General features: G+C 67.6%; 17 protein-coding genes. 9 read left to right on the top strand and 8 right to left on the bottom strand.

Translation table 11 applies throughout. From position 1 onward, the window contains the following. Positions 1–228: 228 nt before the first annotated feature. The 3 genes from OP498_RS09445 to mpl all read right to left on the bottom strand — a co-directional run bounded on the left by OP498_RS09445 (position 229) and on the right by mpl (position 2,959). Positions 229–849 carry a LysE family translocator gene (locus tag OP498_RS09445; RefSeq protein ID WP_280548626.1) on the bottom strand — a complete coding sequence of 207 codons (621 nt, stop codon included), beginning with the start codon at positions 847–849 and terminating at the stop codon, positions 229–231. Between the two features lie 93 nt (positions 850–942). After that, positions 943–1,575: a flavin prenyltransferase UbiX gene (locus OP498_RS09440; protein WP_280548628.1), complete on the bottom strand. Its 633-nt coding sequence runs from the start codon at positions 1,573–1,575 to the stop codon at positions 943–945. Further along, on the bottom strand, positions 1,565–2,959 hold the full coding sequence (gene mpl, locus OP498_RS09435) for a UDP-N-acetylmuramate:L-alanyl-gamma-D-glutamyl-meso-diaminopimelate ligase (RefSeq protein WP_280548630.1): 1,395 nt from the start codon (positions 2,957–2,959) through the stop codon (positions 1,565–1,567). The genes OP498_RS09440 and mpl overlap by 11 nt, the downstream gene beginning before the upstream one ends. Before the next feature lie 198 nt (positions 2,960–3,157). Between mpl and OP498_RS09430 the strand changes: the two genes are divergently transcribed. Beyond that, positions 3,158–4,417, top strand: a complete 1,260-nt coding sequence (locus OP498_RS09430) for a 6-phosphofructokinase (RefSeq protein ID WP_280548631.1) — start codon at positions 3,158–3,160, stop codon at positions 4,415–4,417. A gap of 244 nt (positions 4,418–4,661) precedes the next feature. Here the strand turns inward: OP498_RS09430 and OP498_RS09425 are convergent, their stop codons facing one another. Further along, positions 4,662–6,389 (bottom strand): bifunctional protein-serine/threonine kinase/phosphatase, encoded by a 1,728-nt coding sequence (locus tag OP498_RS09425; RefSeq protein WP_280548633.1) that lies wholly within the window; start codon positions 6,387–6,389, stop codon positions 4,662–4,664. Between the two features lie 218 nt (positions 6,390–6,607). Between OP498_RS09425 and ppa the strand changes: the two genes are divergently transcribed. Beyond that, the gene (ppa, locus tag OP498_RS09420; protein ID WP_280548635.1) at positions 6,608–7,138 is read left to right on the top strand and encodes an inorganic diphosphatase; all 531 of its coding nucleotides are present in this window, start codon (positions 6,608–6,610) and stop codon (positions 7,136–7,138) included. A 93-nt stretch (positions 7,139–7,231) separates the two neighbouring features. Here the strand turns inward: ppa and OP498_RS09415 are convergent, their stop codons facing one another. Beyond that, positions 7,232–8,431, bottom strand: a complete 1,200-nt coding sequence (locus OP498_RS09415) for a DUF2333 family protein (RefSeq protein WP_280548638.1) — start codon at positions 8,429–8,431, stop codon at positions 7,232–7,234. Positions 8,432–8,637: 206 nt separating this feature from the next. Here OP498_RS09415 and dsbD point away from each other — a divergent pair, with 206 nt between their 5' ends. The 7 genes from dsbD to purH all read left to right on the top strand — a co-directional run bounded on the left by dsbD (position 8,638) and on the right by purH (position 16,872). After that, a complete protein-coding gene (gene dsbD / locus OP498_RS09410) occupies positions 8,638–10,533 on the top strand; it encodes a protein-disulfide reductase DsbD (protein ID WP_280553330.1) in 1,896 nt (631 codons plus the stop codon). Positions 10,534–10,738: 205 nt separating this feature from the next. Beyond that, on the top strand, positions 10,739–11,197 hold the full coding sequence (accB, locus tag OP498_RS09405) for an acetyl-CoA carboxylase biotin carboxyl carrier protein (RefSeq protein ID WP_280553329.1): 459 nt from the start codon (positions 10,739–10,741) through the stop codon (positions 11,195–11,197). A 43-nt stretch (positions 11,198–11,240) separates the two neighbouring features. After that, positions 11,241–12,581 (top strand): acetyl-CoA carboxylase biotin carboxylase subunit, encoded by a 1,341-nt coding sequence (gene accC, locus OP498_RS09400; RefSeq protein WP_280553328.1) that lies wholly within the window; start codon positions 11,241–11,243, stop codon positions 12,579–12,581. A 230-nt stretch (positions 12,582–12,811) separates the two neighbouring features. Continuing rightward, positions 12,812–13,735 (top strand): 50S ribosomal protein L11 methyltransferase, encoded by a 924-nt coding sequence (gene prmA, locus OP498_RS09395; protein ID WP_280548646.1) that lies wholly within the window; start codon positions 12,812–12,814, stop codon positions 13,733–13,735. Positions 13,736–13,817: 82 nt separating this feature from the next. Further along, complete coding sequence (gene dusB / locus OP498_RS09390) at positions 13,818–14,876, top strand: tRNA dihydrouridine synthase DusB (RefSeq protein WP_280548648.1); 1,059 nt, start codon at positions 13,818–13,820, stop codon at positions 14,874–14,876. Then, positions 14,873–15,211 carry a DNA-binding transcriptional regulator Fis gene (gene fis, locus OP498_RS09385; RefSeq protein ID WP_280548650.1) on the top strand — a complete coding sequence of 113 codons (339 nt, stop codon included), beginning with the start codon at positions 14,873–14,875 and terminating at the stop codon, positions 15,209–15,211. Before dusB ends, fis begins: the two co-directional genes overlap by 4 nt. 80 nt (positions 15,212–15,291) lie before the next feature. After that, complete coding sequence (gene purH, locus OP498_RS09380; protein WP_280548652.1) at positions 15,292–16,872, top strand: bifunctional phosphoribosylaminoimidazolecarboxamide formyltransferase/IMP cyclohydrolase; 1,581 nt, start codon at positions 15,292–15,294, stop codon at positions 16,870–16,872. A 184-nt stretch (positions 16,873–17,056) separates the two neighbouring features. On the opposite strand, the gene OP498_RS09375 is transcribed toward purH, so the two are convergent. The 3 genes from OP498_RS09375 to folE form a co-directional block, all read right to left on the bottom strand. After that, the gene (locus tag OP498_RS09375; protein ID WP_280553327.1) at positions 17,057–18,514 is read right to left on the bottom strand and encodes an NAD-dependent succinate-semialdehyde dehydrogenase; all 1,458 of its coding nucleotides are present in this window, start codon (positions 18,512–18,514) and stop codon (positions 17,057–17,059) included. 108 nt (positions 18,515–18,622) lie between these two features. Further along, a complete protein-coding gene (folX, locus tag OP498_RS09370; protein ID WP_280553326.1) occupies positions 18,623–19,033 on the bottom strand; it encodes a dihydroneopterin triphosphate 2'-epimerase in 411 nt (136 codons plus the stop codon). Positions 19,034–19,055: 22 nt separating this feature from the next. Beyond that, positions 19,056–19,613, bottom strand: coding sequence for a GTP cyclohydrolase I FolE (folE, locus tag OP498_RS09365; protein WP_106230364.1), 558 nt, complete (start codon positions 19,611–19,613; stop codon positions 19,056–19,058). Positions 19,614–19,797 lie beyond the last annotated feature (184 nt).

Raw genomic sequence — 19,797 nt, 5'->3', positions numbered from 1 at the left:
CCCCCCCCCCCCCCCCCCGCACCCCGTACACTTTTTTCTTCATCCCGAATACTGCAAACGCCATCGTGAAATCCGTAAGCCGTAAGCCGTAAGCCGTAAGCCGTAAGCCGTAAGCCGTAAGCCAGCATGATCTCGCTATCTGGGGTCAAGGGGTTTTGCTTACAGCTTCAAGCTTCCAGGAGCGCAGCGACGCTCTTCCAGCTCCGGGCGAAGCCCGGCTCAGCCGGGTCAACCCAGGGCCAGCCACAGTCCCACGCCGACCATCAGGGTCCCGGCGACACGATTGAGCAGCCGCACCTTGCCGCTCTCGCCGAGCAGCCGCCGCAGGGTGCGTCCGCCGGTGGCATAGAGCAGCAGGCAGACGAATTCGATGGCGAGGATCACCGCGATCAGCGCCACCAGCTGGATGACCAACGGGCGTGAGGCATCCAGGAAGGGCGGCAGCAGGGCCATGAAGAAGGCCCAGCCCTTGGGATTGGCCACCGCGGTGACCAGCCCCTGCAGGGCCAGCTGGCCACGGGCGGCGGGCGGCCCCGCCCGTTCCAGGGAAATGGCCATGCGCCCCCGGGAGCGCCACATCATTACACCCAGATAACCGAGATAGGCGCCGCCCAGCCACTTGAGCAGTGCGAACAGCTCGGGCTGACGCAGCATCAGGGCCGCCACTCCGGCGCCGGCGGCGAAGGCCACCAGGCCCACGCCCACCAGCTCACCGACCATCATCCACAGGGTGCGCCTCACGCCCTGGGTCATGCCCAGCACCATGGCCAGGGTCATGCACATGCCGGGGGTGAGCGAGACCAGCAGGAAGGTCGGCACGAACACCGACAGCAGGGCCAGGCTGACCATTCGAGAAACCTCCATGTCAATTGGCTGTGCAGCGCCCCCTACTGCTGGTCGCCGCCCGGGTCGGTTTTTTCTTCCCGCTTCAAGCTTATGGCTTCAAGCTCCCGGCGAAGCCGGGTCCCCCCAGCGGGGCATCAGGCGATGCGCGATCCCCAGCTGGTTGAGGATCCGCGCCACGATGAAGTCGACCAGGTCGTCTATCGACGCCGGCCGATGATAGAACCCCGGGGCAGCGGGCAGGATCACCGCCCCCATGCGAGTCAGGGCGAGCATGTGCTCCAGGTGAATCGCCGAGAACGGGGTCTCGCGGGGCACCAGGATCAGCTTGCGCCGCTCCTTGAGCGCCACGTCGGCGGCGCGCTCGATGAGGTTGTTGCTAGCCCCGGTGGCCACCGCCGAGAGAGTCCCGGTGCTGCAGGGGCAGATCACCATGGCCGAGGGCGCCCCGGACCCCGAGGCGACCGGGGCCATCCAGTCCTCGCGGGCGAAGCAGCGGACTTGGCCGGGCGCCGCCCCGCTGCGCTCGGTAAGCACCTCCGTCAGCCGGGCGGGACGCGCCGGCAGCTCGCGGTCGGTCTCGGTGGCGATCACCAGGTGGGCGGCCTTGGAGATCATCACCCAGACCTGGTGGTCGGCTGCCACCAGCGCCTCGATCAGCCGCAGCCCGTACTGAGCCCCCGAGGCGCCGGTCAGGGCCACCGTGACCGGGTCACGCAGCTCAGTCGGCATGGGCCACCTCCAGGGCGGCCAGCAGCTTCTCGTGGATGCCGCCGAAGCCTCCGTTGGACATCACCACGATACGGTCCAGCGGCCGCGCCTCCGCGACCAGGGTGTCCACCAGGGCATCGAGGTCGTCGAGCAGCCGGGCCGGCACCGGGCTCGCCTCGAGCACCGGCGACAACGACCAGTCCAGCCCCGGCGGCTGGAACCAGAAGGCGGCATCGGCGGCGGCGACGCTTGCCGCCAGCCGGTCGCGTAGGGTGCCCAGTCGCATGGTATTGGAGCGCGGCTCGATCACCGCCAGCAGTCGCCCTCGCGGCGTCGCGGCCCGCAGCCCCTCCAGGGTGGCGGCGATCGCCGTGGGGTGATGGGCGAAGTCATCGATGACCTCGATCCCCGCCACCTCGCCACGCACCTCCTGGCGCCGCCGCGGCGTCGCGAAACGCGACAGCGCAGCGGCGGCGCGCGGCAGGTCGACCCCGCAGGCACTCGCCGCCGCGAGGGCCGCCAGGGCGTTGCGGGCGTTGTGGGCACCGGTCAGCCCCCAGTCGACCACCGCATCCTCGTTCACCTCGGCTACGCCATCGTGGCGCTCATGGATGACCCGGAAGCGCGAAGCATCCTCGCGCTCGAGCTCCAGCCGCCAGGGGCTTGTCACCTGGGTGCCGAAGCGCTCCACCGGAGTCCAGCATCCCATCTCGAGCACCCGGTCCAGGGCCGGCTCGCCATCGGCCACCAGCAGGCGACCCCGCCCGGGGACGGTCCGCACCAGGTGGTGGAACTGCCGCTCGATGGCGCCCAGGTCGTCGAAGATGTCGGCGTGGTCGAACTCCAGGTTGCCCAGGATGGCGATCTCGGGGCGGTAGTGGACGAACTTGGAGCGCTTGTCGAAGAAGGCCGTGTCGTACTCGTCGGCCTCCACCACGAAGGGGGCATCATGGGCGCCGAGCCGGGCCGAGACGCCGAAGTTGCGCGGCACCCCACCGATCAGAAAGCCCGGCGCCTGGCCGCCGGACTCCAGCAGCCAGGCCAACAGGCTCGCCGTGGTGGTCTTGCCGTGGGTACCGGCCACGGCGATCACCCGCCGCCTGGGCAGTACCTGCTCGGCCAGCCACTCCGGGCCGGAGACATAGGGCAGCCCCTGGTCCAGGACCGCCTCGACCTCGGGGTTGCCGCGGGAGAGGGCATTGCCGATCACCACCCGGTCCGGACGCGGCGAGAGATTGTCCGCCGAGTACCCCTCGCACAGGACGATGCCCGCCTCCTCGAGTTGGGTACTCATGGGCGGATAGACGTTGGCATCCGAGCCGCTGACCGTGTGGCCCTGCTCGCGAGCGAGCAGGGCCAGGCTGCCCATGAAGGTACCGCAGATACCGAGGATATGAAGGTGCATGCGCTCTCCGGGAATCTTTTCGCCGCCAGCCGCGGCGCGACCTGCGCGAGACTAGCATGGCCCCCTCGGCGCGCTCCAGCCGCCACCGGGGCCCAAGGCGACTTGGGCCTGGCGGGCATGCAGGTGCAGCCAATGCCACTTTCGGCTAGACTCACGGGTTTTCGGATCCCTCGACGTGACCAGGAACAGGTAAGCCCCATGGCCCAGCACAATGCCTTCTACGCCCAGTCCGGCGGCGTCACCGCCGTGATCAACGCCAGCGCCTGCGGCGTGATCCAAGCCTGCCGCCGCCACCCGGACCGGATCGGCAAGGTCTACGCCGGCCACAACGGCATCATCGGCGCCCTCACCGAGGACCTGATCGACGTCAGTCAGGAGTCGGACGAGACCATCGCCGCCCTGCGTCACACCCCCGGGGGCGCCTTCGGCTCCTGCCGCTACAAGCTCAAGGACATCGAGTCCCACCGCGCCCAGTACGAGCGATTGATCGAGGTCTTCAAGGCCCACGACATCCGCTACTTCTTCTACAACGGCGGCGGCGACAGTGCCGATACCTGCCTCAAGGTCTCGCAGCTCTCCGAGAAGCTCGGCTATCCGCTGACGGCCATCCATGTGCCCAAGACCGTGGACAACGACCTGCCGATCACCGACAACTCCCCGGGCTTCGGCAGCGTGGCCAAGTACATCGCCACTTCCACCCTGGAGGCCTCGCTGGACATCGCCTCGATGTGCGCCACCTCCACCAAGGTGTTCGTGCTCGAGGTGATGGGCCGCCATGCGGGATGGATCGCTGCCGCGGGGGCGCTGGCCGGCCAGGGCGAGGGCGAGCCGCCCCACCTGGTGATCTTCCCCGAGGTCCACTTCGACCGCGCTCGGGTGATGGCCCGGGTGGAGGAATCGGTCAAGCAATACGGCTACTGCGTGATCGTGGTCTCCGAGGGGGCGCGCTACGAGGACGGCACCTTCCTCGCCGACTCCGGCAACACCGACGCGTTCGGCCACCGCCAGCTGGGCGGCGTGGCGCCGACCCTGGCTGGCATGGTCAAGCAGGATCTGGGCTACAAGTACCACTGGGCGGTGGCCGACTACCTGCAGCGGGCCGCCCGCCACCTAGGCTCGAAGACCGACGTCGAGCAGGCCTACGCGGTGGGCGAGAAGGCCGTGGAACTGGCCATCGCGGGCAAGAACTCCATGATGCCGACCATCAAGCGCGTCAGCGAGACCCCCTACGAGTGGCGCATCGAGGCGGCCCCGCTGGCCGAGGTCGCCAACCGCGAGAAGTTCATGCCGCGGGAGTTCATCCGCGAGGACGGCTTCGGCATCACCGAGGCCTGCCGCCGGTACCTGTCGCCGCTGATCCAGGGCGAGGACTTTCCGCCCTTCGAGAACGGCCTGCCGAAGGTGGCGCATCTCAGGCTGGCTCGGGTCGAGCGCAAGCTGCCCGAGTTCACGATCTAGGCGGCCAAGCGGCCAAGCGGCCAAGCGGCCAAGCGGCCAAGCGGCCAAGCGGCCAAGCGGCCAAGCGGCCAAGCGGCCAAGCGGCCAACGATGAAAGATCGGCGCTAGCACCGATGCCAACGAGTCCCCGCCAGGTATCAAGTCCGGCGGGGTCTTTTCGTTCCCGGCTCGATCTCACTACTTACCGCCCGCCACCAGACTGCTCGGCGCTCGGTGCTTGTCGCTTGGAGCTGCCCGAAGGGCCTTATCGCAACAACCAGGAGAGCACCAGCAGCAGCAGCAGGATGCCCGCCACGCCCTGCCAGAAGCGGGCGGGTTCCCGCGGCCTGTGCGAGCCGCCTTCCCCCGAGCCACCGGCCGGATCACGCGGCGGGCGCAGCGCGCGACGGAACTCCGACATGCGCCGGAAGCGCAGCGCACGCTGGGGATCCAGGGCCCGGCGCAGGGCATCGTCCAGGGCCACGGGCACCTCCGGATTCAGAGTGCGGGCGCTGCGATAGGCCAGCTGCTCCAGGTCGGTATGGCTACGCAGCCGGTTCGGCGTCAGCGCATAGGGCAGCTCGCCGGTGAGCAGCCAATAGATGGTCGAGGCCAGGGAGTACTGGTCGCTGCGACGGCCGACATCGTCCTCCAGCGCATACTCGGGCGCGCTATGCTCGGTCAGCCCGAGCTGGCGAACCAGCCCCCGCGAGCGGCGATGACCGTCCACGTCACGCAGGTGGCAGGCGCTGAAGTCGGCCAGCACGACCTGGCCATGTACATCGATCAGCACATTGTCGGGATGGATGCGCTGGTGCAGCAAGTCGCGGTGATGCAGTGCCTGCACCGCCTTGCCCAGCTGATTGGCGATGTCGAGGCGCTGCTCGAGGCTGGCCTGGGGATGGCGCCGGGCCCATTCGGTCAGGGTCTCGCCCTTGACGTGGGCCATCAGGTAGTAAAGGAAGCGCCGCGGCCGCGAGGGCTCCATGATGCGCACCACGAAGGGCGACGTGACGCGCTCCACCACCCACTGCTGTAGCAGGAAGTGCTCCAGGTAGGCATTGCGGCTGGAGAGCTCGGGACTGGGCGCCTTCATCACCATCTCGCGGCCGCTATGCAGGTCGCGCACCTGGTAGACCCGCGACTGGGCCGTGCGCGAGAGCACCGACAGCATCTCGAGGCCATCGAGACGATCACCGGGCGAGAGTTCCGGGGGAATCGGCAAGTCGCCATAGACGCGGCCGGGCTGGTCCTCCGATGCCTCGGGCAGGGCATCGATGCGTACCAGCTGGAAACAGAACTGATCGCCGCCGTAGCCCCGCTCCTGGGCCCGGTCACGGGCCGCCGCACCCAGGCGCTCGCAGGCGGCATCCAGGTCACTGGCATCCTCGCGGATCAGCCGCACGTAATCCGAGGGCATCAGGGTGCCCTGCACCGCCTGAGTGGTGAACAGGAAGATGTCCCCCTGCTTGAGGGGCATGCTGGCGTAATCGATCTCCAGGCCGCTGTCCATGCCCATGGCCCGGGAGGGGTAGCGATAGCCGCCCAGGTCGGTGACATGATCCCGGGAGAGCTGCTCGAACTCGGCGCCGCGCAGGCGAAACACCAGGGTATCTCCCATATGGAAGAGATGCGCCTCGCGCCCCCGGTAGACCATGGCGGAGAGCGAGGAGACATAGCTGCCGTCCGCCATCTGGCGATTCTGGCTGAAGCACCAGGCGTTCAGCGCACGCAGCACGCGGGTCGCCGAGGTCTTGACGTCCCAGTGGTCGGGGGTGGCGAAGTAGTCGGTCAGAAACCCCTTGACGCTGAGATCGCCCGCCTGCTTCGCCAGGTTGTTGCGCAAGGTGGAGTCACTGATCAGGGCGCAGGCGCCCTTCGCCGCGAGCAAGGGGGGCTCGGGGAAGCGCACCGACATCGAGCTGCGATGCCGCCGCCGATCAGGCGCCACGAAGGCCTGACCGTAGCTCAGTGACAGTTGCACGGGTGTCAAGGCATTCTCCTCGCAATCGGCGCGAACCGCCGGCCGGTGGCCGACGCCTTCCATCGGAGACCCATCATACACCCTGCCCCGCCGGCGGGCCCATCGACCAAAGACAGCATGCCACCTAAGGCCCATTGGTAATCCCCGCCGCGGGTTCGTATAATTCGGCGGATTTTGCGCCTGCCCGATTCGCCAAGCCTTATTATTGCCAACCCAAGGAAGCGACGATGAATTTCGACAACATCCCCGCCGGCAAGGATCTCCCCAACGATATCTACGTGGCGATCGAGATCCCCGCCAACCACGCGCCGATCAAGTATGAGATCGACAAGGACATGGGCGCCCTGCTGGTCGACCGTTTCATGGCGACCCCGATGTTCTATCCGGCCAACTACGGCTTCATCCCGCACACCCTGGCCGACGACGGCGACGCCCTGGACGCCCTGGTGGTGACGCCCTACCCGGTCCAGCCCGGCGCCGTGATCCGCGCCCGCCCGGTGGGCATCCTCAACATGACCGACGAGGCCGGCGAGGACGCCAAGCTGGTGTGTGTCCCGCACCCCAAGCTCTCCAGCCTCTATGACGACATCCAGGAAGTCACCGACCTGCCCGAGCTGCTGCGCCAGCAGATCGCCCACTTCTTCGAGAACTACAAGGATCTCGAGAAGGGCAAGTGGGTCAAGGTGGAATCCTGGGAAGGCGTAGACGCCGCTCGCAAGGCCATCGAGAAGGCCGTGGCGGCCCACGACAAGGCCTGACCCTCGAATACAGCGGTCATCGACAGCACCGCCTGACACGACAACGGGCCACCCCTCGGGCGGCCCGTTGTCGTTGCGCGATATCCTCGGTCGTCAGTTCGCCGGCGGCTCACCCCCAGCCGTGGCACCATCATCGGCCGTGGCGCTGTCGCGGCTCTGCTCTGCCGCCTCACCGGGCGTCTGCTCGCCACCGGGAGAAGATATTTCGCCCTCGCCGGAATCGGCGGCCGGCTCTTCAACGGCCGGCTCTTCGGCGACGCCTTCGCTGGCGGTGGGGGCCGGCGTGGGTGTCACCTCGGCCAGGCCCTCGGTGACCTGCCTCGCCAGGTCCCGGGCACGCACCATGTGGTTGGCCAGCACCAGCGAATGGTTGGCGAAGATACCAAAGCCCGAGCCGTTGAGGACCAGCGGACTCCACAGCCGGCGCTGGCTAAGCTCGAGCTCGGCCACCAGTTGCCCCCAGCGTTCGGTGACGCCGGCCGAGGCTAGCACGTCGGCCTGGTCACGCCGCACCGCCTCAAGCAGATGCAGCAGGGCCCAGGCCTGGCCGCGAGCCTCGAAGAAGACGTCATCGACACGATACCAGGGCGTGCGCGCCGGCAGGGCCTCGGCGTCGATATCCAGGTCGCGCAACTCATCGCGGCTGCCGATGCTCGCCGAGAGCCGCAGCCCCAGCTCGTCCAGCGATCCGGTGATCGCCTCGAGCCAGGCCGCGAGGCCCTGGCCCTGATCACCGAAGGCGGCATCACCGTCCTTCCCGAGCGCATCGAGATAGCCGCCCAGCTCGTCCAGGGCCTGCGTCAGACGCTTCTCGGTGGCGGGATAGAGCCAGTCGCGACTGTCTCCCATCAGGCGCTGCTGCACGCGCTGCAGCACCGGAGTCGATGACTGCTCCATGGCCGGCAGCGACCTCGAGAGCCGACGCGCCTGGATGAACACGCCCAGCTCCCAGGCCGGCATGTTGTCGAGCCACAACCCGGGTGGGGCCACATCGTTGCGCAGGTACCCCCCCGGCTTCTCGAGCAGGGTCTCGACCAGGGTCATCAGGCTAGCGGTGGTCACGGCGCCGCGGGCCGCCGGGCTGCCCGATGCCGCGCCACGCTGTTTGGTGACGGCCTGTTCCACATCGAAGCTTCCCGGCGTACGGCTCCACCAGATCCCCAGCCCCAGACACACCACCAGGTAGATCACCAGCAGTGCCAGCAACGGCTTCCAGATCCAGCCATACTCCGGGTGTTCAAGCATCTCGGTCCGACTGCGGCGCCTGGCGGCACCCTTTTGCGTCAACGCCATGATCAGGTTCCCTTGATGATGAAAACTTCCGGCGACGCGACAATACGGCGCAGCCTTCCAGACGGGAGGCCATCAACAGCTCTCCCACTACTGCGATATCCTAGCAGGACCTTGGCCTCGCCGCCGATGGACGGAACCCGGCCTCGCGAAACGGGGTCCAATTCGCGCCGTGCCACCAAACAGTTCACCGCTATCAAGGAAGTGCTGTGCCAACCGTCCTGCGACTCGCCCTGCTGATCACGCTTCTGCTGCCGCTGGGGGCCCAGGCCCAGTGGTTCTCCCAAGATGACGACGAGGCGTTCCTGCCTGTCCTGGAGGCCTTCCAGCCCAGCGCCTGGCACGATGGCCAGACCCTCCATGTGGGCTTTGAGAACGCCGAAGGCTACTACCTCTATCGCCACCAGTTCGCCGTAGAGACAGACGTGGGAGGTCTCGAGCTGGGCGACCCTGAGCTCCCTCCGGGGCTGGCCAAGAGCGACGAATTCCTGGGTGACGTCAATGTCTTCTATGACAACGTGGTCTTCGAGGTGCCCCTCGAGCCGGGCCACCAGGGCCCGCTGGACATCACCCTGACCTTCCAGGGCTGTGCCGATGCCGGCCTCTGCTATCCACCGGAACGCGTCGAGCTGACCGCCCCCGAGGGCGAGGCACCGGCCACCTTCGCCGGCTGGACGCCGTCCGATGACGCGGGTGCCTCCGGCAACGACGCGCCCGGCAGCACGACGCCTGCCGCCGACGAGGCGTCCGGACGCGACGTCGCCCCGGCCATCGGTGGTGCCCCCCAGAGCGAGGATGGCCGCTTCCGCACCCTGATGGCCGAGGCCAGCCTGCCGCTGGTCCTCGGGCTCTTCTTCCTCGCCGGCCTGGGGCTGACCTTTACGCCCTGCGTGCTGCCCATGGTGCCGATCCTCTCCTCGATCATCGTCGGCCAGCACCCGACCCGATCCCGAGCCTTCGTCCTCTCGGCCAGCTACGTGGCCGGGATGGCGCTCACCTATGCCGCCGTGGGGATGCTGATGGGACTGTTCGGTGCCGGCCTCAACCTCCAGGCCCGCCTGCAGTCGGCCCCGGTACTGATCCCCTTCGCCGTGCTCTTCACGCTCTTCGCCCTGGCCATGTTCGGCGCCTTCGACCTGCGCCTCTCGCCCAGGCTGGCCGGCCGCATCGATGGCTGGCAGGCCCGCGCCCAGCGCAGCGGCCCCGCCGGCCTGGCCCTGGCCGGGGCACTGTCGGTGCTGGTGGTCTCGCCCTGCGTCTCGGCGCCGCTGGCCGGCGCCCTGGTGTTCATCTCCACCACCGGCGATGCGCTGATGGGCGGGGTGGCGCTGTTCGCGCTGGCGCTGGGCATGGGGGTACCGCTGCTCTTGGTGGGTACCTTCGGTACCACCCTGCTGCCCCGCGCCGGCGCCTGGATGAACGGCATCAAGGCCGCCTTCGGCATCCTGCTGCTGGGCGTCGCCATCTGGCTGGTGGAGCGCCTGGTGCCGGGCAGCATTGCCCTACTGCTGTGGGCCGGGCTGGCCATCGGTAGCGCCTTGGCCCTGGGGGCGTTGACCGTCAACCAGGCCCAGGGCTGGCCGCGGGTCCGTCAGGCCGCAGGCCTGATGCTGCTGGTCTGGGGTATCGCCCTGGTGATCGGCGCCTCGCGCGGCGGGGATGACCCGCTGCGGCCCCTGGCACCCACCCGCCCGGTGGCCGACACCGCGGCCGGGGAGGCGGCCAGCGTCGCCCAAGAGATCACCACCGTGGAGGACCTCGACGCCCTGCGGGCCTCGCTGGCCGAGAGCGACGAACCGGCCTTCGTCAACTTCACCGCCGACTGGTGCATCTCCTGCAAGGTGATGGAACGCGAGGTCTACCCGTCGCCCGAGGTGGCGGGCCCGCTGGCCAACTTCCGGCGCATCAACGTCGACGTCACCAACAGCGGCGCCACTAGCCGCGAGGTGCTGGACCACTACCAGCTGTTCGGTCCGCCCAGCCTGCTATTCTTCGACGATGGCGAGGAACTGCGCGATGCCCGCGTGCAGGGTGAGGTGAACGCCCTCCAGCTGGCCAGCCACCTGGAGGGCGTGCTGGACTGGCTCAAGAACCGGCAAGGCTGACCCCGCGCTGCGCCGGCAAACCCATCTCGAACGGTGTTCCTGTACGGCTGGACATCCTTGCCGATTTTCGGCAGACTCCGGCCTAATTGCTCTTTTATGGTCAATAGATGCCTCAAGACACGCCATCTTGCTGCGATCTATTGCAAGTTGGCCGGGGTTGACAGCACCCCGGATCATCCCCAACCCCACCGGTCGAGACAACGTCATGGATATCCGCAAGGTCAAGAAGCTGATCGAGCTGCTCGAAGAGTCCGACATCAGCGAGATCGAGATCCAGGAAGGGGAGGAATCGGTTCGCATCAGCCGCCACCCCAACGGCACGAACTGGCAGGCACCCACGCCCCAGCCCCATGAGACACAGGCAGCGTCAGCCTCCCAGGCGCTGCCCCCGGCTGCCGAGCCCGCCGCCGATGCCGCGCCGGCCTACCAAGGCCATAGCGTCAACTCGCCGATGGTCGGCACCTTCTACCGCTCGCCAGCACCGGGTTCTAAGGCCTTCGTCGAGGTCGGCTCGAGCGTCAAGAAGGGCGAGACCATCTGCATCGTCGAAGCGATGAAGATGATGAACCAGATCGAAGCCGATCGCGACGGCGTGATCGAGGCCTTCCTGATCGAGGACGGCGAACCGGTCGAGTTCGACCAGCCGATGTTCGTCATCGCCTGACGTTTCCTCCTGTCCTCATCATTCACCAACTGGCGGACTCCTCATGCTGGACAAGGTCCTCATCGCCAATCGCGGCGAGATTGCCCTGCGCATCCTGCGCGCCTGCAAGGAACTGGGCATCAAGACGGTGGCGGTCCACTCGACGGCCGATCGCGAGCTGATGCACGTGCGCCTGGCAGACGAGGCCGTGTGCATCGGGCCGGCCTCCTCGGCGAACTCCTACCTGAACATCCCGTCGCTGATCAGCGCCGCGGAAGTCACCGACTCCAGTGCCATCCACCCCGGCTACGGCTTTCTCTCCGAGAATGCCAACTTCGCCGAGCAGGTCGAACGCTCCGGCTTCATCTTCATCGGCCCCCGCGCCGAGACCATCCGCCTGATGGGCGACAAGGTCAGCGCCATCGAGTCGATGAAGAAGGCCGGCGTGCCCACGGTGCCCGGTTCCGACGGCCCCCTGGGTGACGACGAGGGGGATATCCTCGCCGTGGCTCGGCGCATCGGTTACCCGGTTATCATCAAGGCCGCCGCCGGGGGCGGCGGACGCGGCATGCGCGTGGTGCACACCGAGGCGCACCTGCTCTCGGCGGTCAACGTCACCCGCACCGAGGCCTATTCCTCCTTCGGCGACGGCACCGTCTACATGGAGAAGTTCCTCGAGAACCCGCGCCACGTGGAGGTGCAGGTGCTGGCCGATGGCCAGGGCAATGCCATCCATCTCTATGATCGCGACTGCTCGCTGCAGCGTCGTCACCAGAAGGTGATCGAGGAGGCCCCCGCCCCGGGGATCGATGAGGCCGCCCGCGCCGAGGTACTGGATGCATGCCGGGAGGCGTGCATCACCATCGGCTACCGTGGCGCCGGCACCTTCGAGTTCCTGTACGAGGACGGCCACTTCTTCTTCATCGAGATGAACACCCGGGTCCAGGTGGAGCACCCGGTCACCGAGATGGTCACTGGCGTGGACATCGTCCGCGAGCAGCTGCGCATCGCCTCAGGCCTGCCGCTGTCGGTCCGCCAGGAGGACGTCAAGATCAGCGGTCACTCCTTCGAGTGCCGCATCAACGCCGAGGATGCCCGGACCTTCATGCCCTCGCCCGGCAAGGTGTCCCTCTACCACCCGCCCGGCGGGCTCGGCGTGCGCATGGACTCCCATGTCTACACGGGCTACACCGTGCCGCCCCACTACGACTCCTTGATCGGCAAGCTGATCACCTGGGGCGTGGACCGGGAGACGGCACTGATCCGTATGCGCAACGCCTTGGACGAGCTGCTGGTGGAAGGCATCAAGACCAACACCGACCTGCACAAGGACCTGGTGCGCGACGGCTACTTCCAGCAGGGCGGCGTCAATATCCACTACCTGGAGAAGAAGCTGGGGCTGTAACTCTCCCGCTTCATACCCAAGTGATTCAGCCCCGTGCGCGGAAGTGCTCGGGGCTGATCCGTCGACAGGCCTTCGAGGGGGCGCTGTGAACCCGTCCTTGGGCGCTACCGATGCCATCCCTGGCATAGGACCCCCTCTTCGGCCTGTCCCCGGCGCCCCTCGCTGCCAGCCCAAGCGACGACATCAGCCCGGCACTGGTTTCAACTCTCCTAGCGACCACGGAACGTCCCATGCCCTGGATGCAACTCAAGGCCCGAATAGCCCCCGAGCACGCCGAGCTCCTCGAGGAGCTGCTGCTCGCCGAGGGCGCCACCGCCATCACCCTCCAGGACGCCTTCGATGACCCGGTCTTCGAGCCACAGCGGGGCACCACCCCGCTGTGGGACGAGACGGTGCTCACCGGCCTCTACGACGACCTCGAGGGCATTGATGCAATGCTCGACCGGGTGCGCCAGGCCTGGGCCGCCGAGTGCCCCGAGGAACCCTGCCCCGAGGTCGAGGTCGAGCTGCTGGCCGACCGCGACTGGGAGCGCGAGTGGATGGACGACTTCCACCCCCTGCGGATGGGCGAGAAGCTGTGGATCGTGCCCAGCTGGCACACTCCGCCGGAGCCCGACGCCGTCAACCTGCACCTGGACCCGGGGCTGGCCTTCGGCACCGGCACCCACCCCACCACGGCGCTGTGCCTGGCCTGGCTCGACGGCCTGGCGGTGGCCGGCGAACTGCAGGGCCTGGCGGTGCTCGACGTGGGCTGCGGCTCGGGCATCCTGGCCATCGCTGCCCTCAAGCTCGGGGCCCGGCGGGCCACCGGCACCGATATCGACCCCCAGGCGCTGCAGGCCAGCCGCGACAATGCCCAGCGCAACGGCGTAACCGAGGCCGACTTCCGGCTCTGCTATCCCGAGCAGCTCGAGCCGGGCGACGTCCCGCTGGTGGTCGCCAACATCCTCGCCGGGCCCCTGGTGGAGCTGGCTGACGAGATCGCCGGCCGCGTGGCACCGGGGGGGCGCCTGGCCCTCTCGGGCATCCTCGAGGGCCAGGCCGAGGCGGTCCTCGAGGCCTACCGCGGACAGGGCCTGGTCATGGACGAGCCGGAGGTCCGCGAGGGCTGGGTGCGACTCTCCGGGCGGCGATCCGCCGGGCGCCGCCCCTGACAGGCCTTCGCCTTGAGTAGCGGTTCACCAACGTCGACCGGGGGCGTATGATATGCAGCCCCTGACGCCAGCGACCCCGACCATGCCCGACTCTCGTCCCCTGCCCCGCATCGGCCACCACTCACTGCCAAACCGGGTGGTCCTGGCGCCCATGGCCGGGGTCACCGACCGCCCGTTCCGGACGCTGTGTCGCCGCCTCGGGGCCGGCCTGGTGGTGGGCGAAATGGTCACCTCGGACCCCGGCCTGTGGCATACCCGCAAGTCCCGGCTGCGCATGGACCACCGTGGCGAGCCGGGCCCGCGCAGCGTGCAGATCGCCGGCGGCGACGCCGAGATGCTCGCCGAGGCGGCGCGCCTCAATGCCGAGATGGGCGCCGAGATCATCGACATCAACATGGGCTGCCCGGCCAAGAAGGTCTGCAACAAGGCGGCCGGCTCCGCCCTGCTGCGCGACGAGGCCCTGGTGGCCGAGATTCTCGAGGCGGTGGTCGCCACGGTGGACGTGCCGGTGACCCTGAAGATCCGTACCGGCTGGTGCGCCGACAGCAACAACGGCGTGCAGGTCGCGCGCATCGCCGAGGACGCCGGCATCCAGGCCCTGGCCGTGCATGGCCGCCATCGCCAGCAGCGCTACGCCGGCGAGGCGGAGTATGACACCATCGCCGCCATCAAGGCCGCCGTGGGCCTCCCGGTGTTCGCCAACGGCGACATCGATTCTCCCGACAAGGCGCGCCGGATCCTCGACTATACTGGTGCGGATGCGGTGATGGTCGGTCGCGCGGCCCAGGGCAATCCCTGGATCTTCCGCGAGATCGACCACTACCTGCGCCATGGCCAGCGACTTGCCCCGCCGGGGGACGAGGAGCGCGCCGAGGTACTTCGCGACCACCTCGCGGCCCTGCATGACTTCTACGGCAGGCATCTGGGGGTGCGCATCGCGCGCAAGCATCTTGGCTGGTACCTGGCCGGAGATGAACGTTTCGACGACGCAGGGCGGCGTGCCCTGCGGGCCACCTTTAATGGCCTGGAGCGTCGCCAAGCCCAGCGTCGCTTCATCGATGAACTCTTTCGTCACGACCCCGCCGCGACGCCAGGTCGCGTTGCCCGGGCCGTGGCACCGGATGGAATCTGTGCCGCATGACCAGCAGCCACTCCTTTGACCAGAAAGTCGCGCTGCCCGAGCTGGATGCCCGGGCCTCCCGTGATGTCGCCATGCTGACTGAAGGCGTCCGCCCGGCCCCACAGGACGACCGGCCCCTGCGCGAGGCCGTGGAAGCCTCGCTGACCCGCTACTTCGACCACCTCGACGGCAGCAGCGTCACCGATCTCTACGCCATGGTGATGGCCGAGGTCGAGGCCCCGCTGCTGTCCTCGGTCCTCGACCATACCCAGGGCAACCAGACCCGCGCCGCCGAGATGCTCGGCCTCAACCGCGGGACCCTGCGCAAGAAGCTCAAGCACTATGGCCTGATCTGACCGGTCCACCGAGGGAGCCTGTGGGCTCCCTTCGCTTTTCCGCCGCCCCGTTCACCCCCACCGACAGAAGAGTGACTCCCATGGCCCAAGCCTCCTCCGCCGCGGTTCGCCGCGCCCTGATCAGCGTTTCCGACAAGACCGGCATCATCGACTTCGCCCGCGGCCTCGTCGAGCAGGGCGTCGCGTTGCTCTCCACCGGTGGCACCTTCCGCTTGCTCCAGGAGAATGGCATCGATGTGACCGAGGTCTCCGAGCACACCGGATTCCCCGAGATCATGGACGGCCGGGTCAAGACACTGCACCCGAAGATCCACGGCGGCATCCTGGGCCGCCGCGGCCAGGATGACGCGGTGATGGCGGAACACGGCATCGACCCCATCGACATGGTGGTGGTCAACCTCTACCCCTTCTCGGCCACCGTGGCGCGTCCGGACTGCACCCTCGAGGACGCCATCGAGAACATCGACATCGGTGGCCCGACCATGGTGCGTGCCTGTGCCAAGAACCATGCCCATACCACCATCGTGGTGGATGCCGGCGACTACGCCCGGGTGCTGGGCGAGATCGCCGCCGGGGATGGCGCGGTGAGTGATGCCACCCGCTTCGACCTGGCGGTCAAGGCCTTCGAGCATACCGCCGGCTACGATGCCGCCATCGCCGACTACCTGGGCCAGCGAGTGCCCGGCGGTGAGGACGGCTTCCCGCGCACCTACAACCTGCAGTTCGAGAAGAAGCAGGCCATGCGCTACGGCGAGAACCCTCACCAGAGTGCCGCCTTCTACGTGGAAGCCGACGCCAGCGAGGCCTGCGTGGCCACCGCCACCCAGCTGCAGGGCAAGGCGCTCTCCTTCAACAACGTCGCCGACACCGATGCTGCCTTCGAGTGCGTCAAGGCCTTCACCGACACCGCCTGCGTGATCGTCAAGCACGCCAACCCCTGCGGCGTGGCGGTGGGCGCGAGCCCGACAGAGGCCTATGAAAAGGCGTTTGCCACCGACCCGACCAGCGCCTTCGGCGGTATCATCGCCTTCAACGTGCCGCTTACCGCCGATACCGCCCGGGCCATCGTCGACCGCCAGTTCGTCGAGGTGATCATCGCCCCGGGGATCGAGGAGGCGGCACTCGCCATCGTCGCCGAGAAGAAGAACGTGCGCCTGCTCGATGTCGGCGCGACGTGGCCCGGCGAGCGCGAGCATGCCCATGACTTCAAGCGCGTCACCGGTGGCCTGCTGGTGCAGGACCGCGACCTGGGTATGGTCGGCCGCGACGAGCTGACCGTGGTCACCGAGCGGGTGCCCAGCGAGCAGGAGATGCGCGACCTGGCCTTCGCCTGGAAGGTGGCCAAGTACGTCAAGTCCAACGCCATCGTCTACGCCAAGGCCGGCCAGACCATCGGCGTGGGCGCCGGCCAGATGAGCCGGGTCTACTCGGCGAAGATCGCCGGCATCAAGGCCGCCGACGAGGGCCTCTCGGTCCCCGGCTCGGTGATGGCCAGTGACGCCTTCTTCCCCTTCCGCGACGGGATCGACGCCGCGGCCGCCGCCGGCATCGCCGCGGTGATCCAGCCCGGCGGCTCGATGCGCGACCAGGAAGTGATCGACGCCGCCAACGAGGCCGGCATCGCCATGGTCTTCACCGGCATGCGCCACTTCAGGCACTGACGCCTGCGGCTAGCTGGAAGCTGGAAGCTGGAAGCTGGAAGCTGGAAGCTGGAAGCTGGAAGACAGCTTGAATCAACTCAGATAGCAAACACCCCCCGCCGAGCGATCGGCGGGGGGTGTTCTTCTTCCAGCTTCCAGGCGCGAAGCGCCGCTCTTCAAGCTTCCAGCTCCGGGCGGAGCTCGGTCAGCCCAGGTCGATACAGAGGTACTTGGTCTCCAGGAACTCCTCCAGGCCCTGATGGCCGCCCTCGCGACCCAGGCCCGAGGCCTTGACCCCGCCGAAGGGGGCGGCGGCATTGGAGATCAGCCCGGTGTTGATGCCCACCATGCCGTACTCCAGGGCATCGGCGACGCGCCACACACGCCCCAGGTCCCGGGAATAGAAGTAGGAGGCCAGTCCGAACTCGGTATCGTTGGCCATGTGGACAGCATCTTCCTCGTCATCGAAGGGGAAGACCGCGGCCAGCGGACCGAACGTCTCCTCGTGGGCCACCTTCATCCGGGCATTGGCGAAGCTGATCAGCGTCGGTGAGAAGAAGTTGCCGCCCAGCGGGTGCGGATGCCCGCCCAGCAACAGCTCAGCGCCCTGGTCCACGGCATCATGGACATGCTCGCTGACCTTGGCCACCGCCTTGTCGTCGATCAGCGGGCCGATGTTGATGCCCTCCTGGGTGCCGTTACCGACCTTGAGTTCGCTGTTCATGGCGACCGCCAGCTTCTCGCAGAAGGCGTTGACCACGCTGGACTGGACCAGGAAGCGGTTGGTGCAGACGCAGGTCTGACCGGCGTTGCGGAACTTGGCGGCCATGGCCCCTTCCACCGCGGCGTCCAGGTCGGCATCCTCGAAGACGATGAAGGGCGCGTTACCGCCCAGCTCCAGGGAGATCTTCTGAATGTGCTGGGAGGCCTGGGCCATCAGCTGGCGACCCACCTCGGTGGAGCCGGTGAAGGTGATCTTGCGCACCAGCGGCGAGTCGGTCATCGCCGCGGCAATCTCGGAAGCGCGGCCCGGCACCACGTTGAACACCCCGCGCGGCACGCCGGCCCGCTCGGCGAGCTTGGCCAGGGCCGTGGCGGAGAACGGGGTCTGGCTGGCCGGCTTGACCACGATGGTGCAGCCGGCCGCCAGGGCCGCGCCCGCCTTGCGGGTGATCATCGCCGCGGGGAAGTTCCAGGGCGTGATGGCCCCCACCACGCCGATAGGCTGCTTGGTGACCACGATGCGCTGGTTGGGCTTGGCGGCGGGCACGGTCTCGCCGTAGATGCGCCGCGCCTCCTCGGCGAACCAGCGCAGGAAGCTCGCCGCATAGGCGATCTCGCCGGCGGCCTCCTTGAGCGGCTTGCCCTGCTCGAAGGTCATGATCATGGCCAGGTCGTCCTGATGCTCGAGCATCAGGTCGTGCCACTTCATCAGGATGTCGGCGCGCTCCTGAGCGGTCATCGCACGCCACGCCGGCAAGGCGGCATCGGCCGCGGCGATGGCCCGCTCGGTCTCGGCCCGCCCCAGGCGCGGCACGTCGCCAATGGTCTCCCCGGTGGCCGGATTGAGGACGTTGATCTGCTCGCCGCTGTCGGCGGCGACCCAACTGCCGTCGATGTAGGCGAAGGGACAGTAGAGCTGCGTTTCGTTGAGGGCTTGCATGATCATCTCCTGCCGCATGGGCGGCCTCTTGTCGGTTTGCCCCCATGCTAAGCGAAAGACCCCGGTGCACCAAGCACCAGGGCCCTTTATCGTCGACACGGGTCAACATCAGCGTGATCGGCGCGGCTCCCGGGAATCGGAGAGGGTAATGGAGACGGAATCGGCGAAGCGCAGCGCATGGGGCTTGTCGATCTCGACCTGGGCGGTCAGCACCTGATCGTGACTCATGATCAGGTCCAGCACCTCGCGGGTCATGCGCTCGAGCAGCAGGAAGCGATGGTCCTCCACCAGGACGATCACCTGCTTGGTGATGGTGCGGTAGTTCAGCGCCTGCTCGATATGATTGAACGCGACCGCCTTGTCGGCACGATAGCGGATCAACGCATTGATCACCACGTCCTGGCGGTTCTTGATCTCGTCTTCCTTGATGCCGATATGGGTGCGCAGCCGCAGGTTCTTGATGCGGATCGTGGCGAGATCATGGTCGAAGTGCTGGTCGTCCAGGGCATGCATCGGCATGGCGGGGCTCCTTGCGGGGGAATCAGCGGCCGTTGACCAGGGTGAGGAACTCCTGGCGCGTGCTCTGCTTCTCGCGGAAGGCGCCGAGCATCACCGAGGAGGTCATGCTGGAGTTCTGCTTCTCCACCCCGCGCATCATCATGCACAGGTGGCGCGCCTCGATCACCACCGCCACCCCGCGGGCCTCGGTGACCTGCAGCACCGCCTCGGCGATCTGGCGGGTCAGGTTCTCCTGGATCTGCATGCGCCGGGCGTACATGTCGACGATGCGCGCGAACTTGGAGAGCCCCAGCACCTTGCCGCTGGGCAGGTAGGCGATATGGCACTTGCCGATGAACGGCAGCAGGTGATGCTCGCACATGGAGTAAAGCTCGATGTCCTTGACCAGCACCATCTCGTCGGTCTCGGACTCGAACACCGCGCCGTTGACGATCTCTTCCAGTGACTGGGTATAGCCGCGGTTGAGGAACTGCATCGCCTTGGCGGCCCGCTTCGGGGTGTCGCGCAGCCCTTCACGGTCGGGGTCCTCCCCCAGCTCGTGGATGATCCGGCGATAGTGATTGGCGAGTTCTTCGGTCATGGTCAGGCCCCGTGGCAATGTCGGTGTCCGATGGGTCGTTGGTGGATGGCCTGGCCATCACATCATGTACAGAAAATATACAAGAATTTAATCTTGTACAAGATAAGTGTCTCGGGACACATTAGTTTAGCGCATGATGCTCGGCAACGCAGGCGGCGGTCGCCGCCGGACAGTGACATCGTGT

This window comes from Halomonas sp. 25-S5 (assembly GCF_029889845.1).
GTDB lineage: Bacteria > Pseudomonadota > Gammaproteobacteria > Pseudomonadales > Halomonadaceae > Halomonas.
Note: the sequence above shows the minus strand (reverse complement) of the source record. Positions and strands in the feature narration are given on the sequence as shown.

Bases quoted from the DNA above. Each gene is read 5' to 3' on its own strand.
- accB (WP_280553329.1), top strand. From the start codon at position 10,739: ATGGATATCCGCAAGGTCAAGAAGCTGATCGAGCTGCTCGAAGAGTCC.
- folX (WP_280553326.1), bottom strand. From the start codon at position 19,033: ATGCCGATGCATGCCCTGGACGACCAGCACTTCGACCATGATCTCGCC.
- OP498_RS09440 (WP_280548628.1), bottom strand. From the start codon at position 1,575: ATGCCGACTGAGCTGCGTGACCCGGTCACGGTGGCCCTGACCGGCGCC.
- folE (WP_106230364.1), bottom strand. From the start codon at position 19,613: ATGACCGAAGAACTCGCCAATCACTATCGCCGGATCATCCACGAGCTG.
- OP498_RS09430 (WP_280548631.1), top strand. From the start codon at position 3,158: ATGGCCCAGCACAATGCCTTCTACGCCCAGTCCGGCGGCGTCACCGCC.
- OP498_RS09415 (WP_280548638.1), bottom strand. From the start codon at position 8,431: ATGGCGTTGACGCAAAAGGGTGCCGCCAGGCGCCGCAGTCGGACCGAG.
- mpl (WP_280548630.1), bottom strand. From the start codon at position 2,959: ATGCACCTTCATATCCTCGGTATCTGCGGTACCTTCATGGGCAGCCTG.
- OP498_RS09375 (WP_280553327.1), bottom strand. From the start codon at position 18,514: ATGCAAGCCCTCAACGAAACGCAGCTCTACTGTCCCTTCGCCTACATC.
- OP498_RS09445 (WP_280548626.1), bottom strand. From the start codon at position 849: ATGGTCAGCCTGGCCCTGCTGTCGGTGTTCGTGCCGACCTTCCTGCTG.
- prmA (WP_280548646.1), top strand. From the start codon at position 12,812: ATGCCCTGGATGCAACTCAAGGCCCGAATAGCCCCCGAGCACGCCGAG.
- ppa (WP_280548635.1), top strand. From the start codon at position 6,608: ATGAATTTCGACAACATCCCCGCCGGCAAGGATCTCCCCAACGATATC.
- purH (WP_280548652.1), top strand. From the start codon at position 15,292: ATGGCCCAAGCCTCCTCCGCCGCGGTTCGCCGCGCCCTGATCAGCGTT.
- fis (WP_280548650.1), top strand. From the start codon at position 14,873: ATGACCAGCAGCCACTCCTTTGACCAGAAAGTCGCGCTGCCCGAGCTG.
- dusB (WP_280548648.1), top strand. From the start codon at position 13,818: ATGCCCGACTCTCGTCCCCTGCCCCGCATCGGCCACCACTCACTGCCA.
- accC (WP_280553328.1), top strand. From the start codon at position 11,241: ATGCTGGACAAGGTCCTCATCGCCAATCGCGGCGAGATTGCCCTGCGC.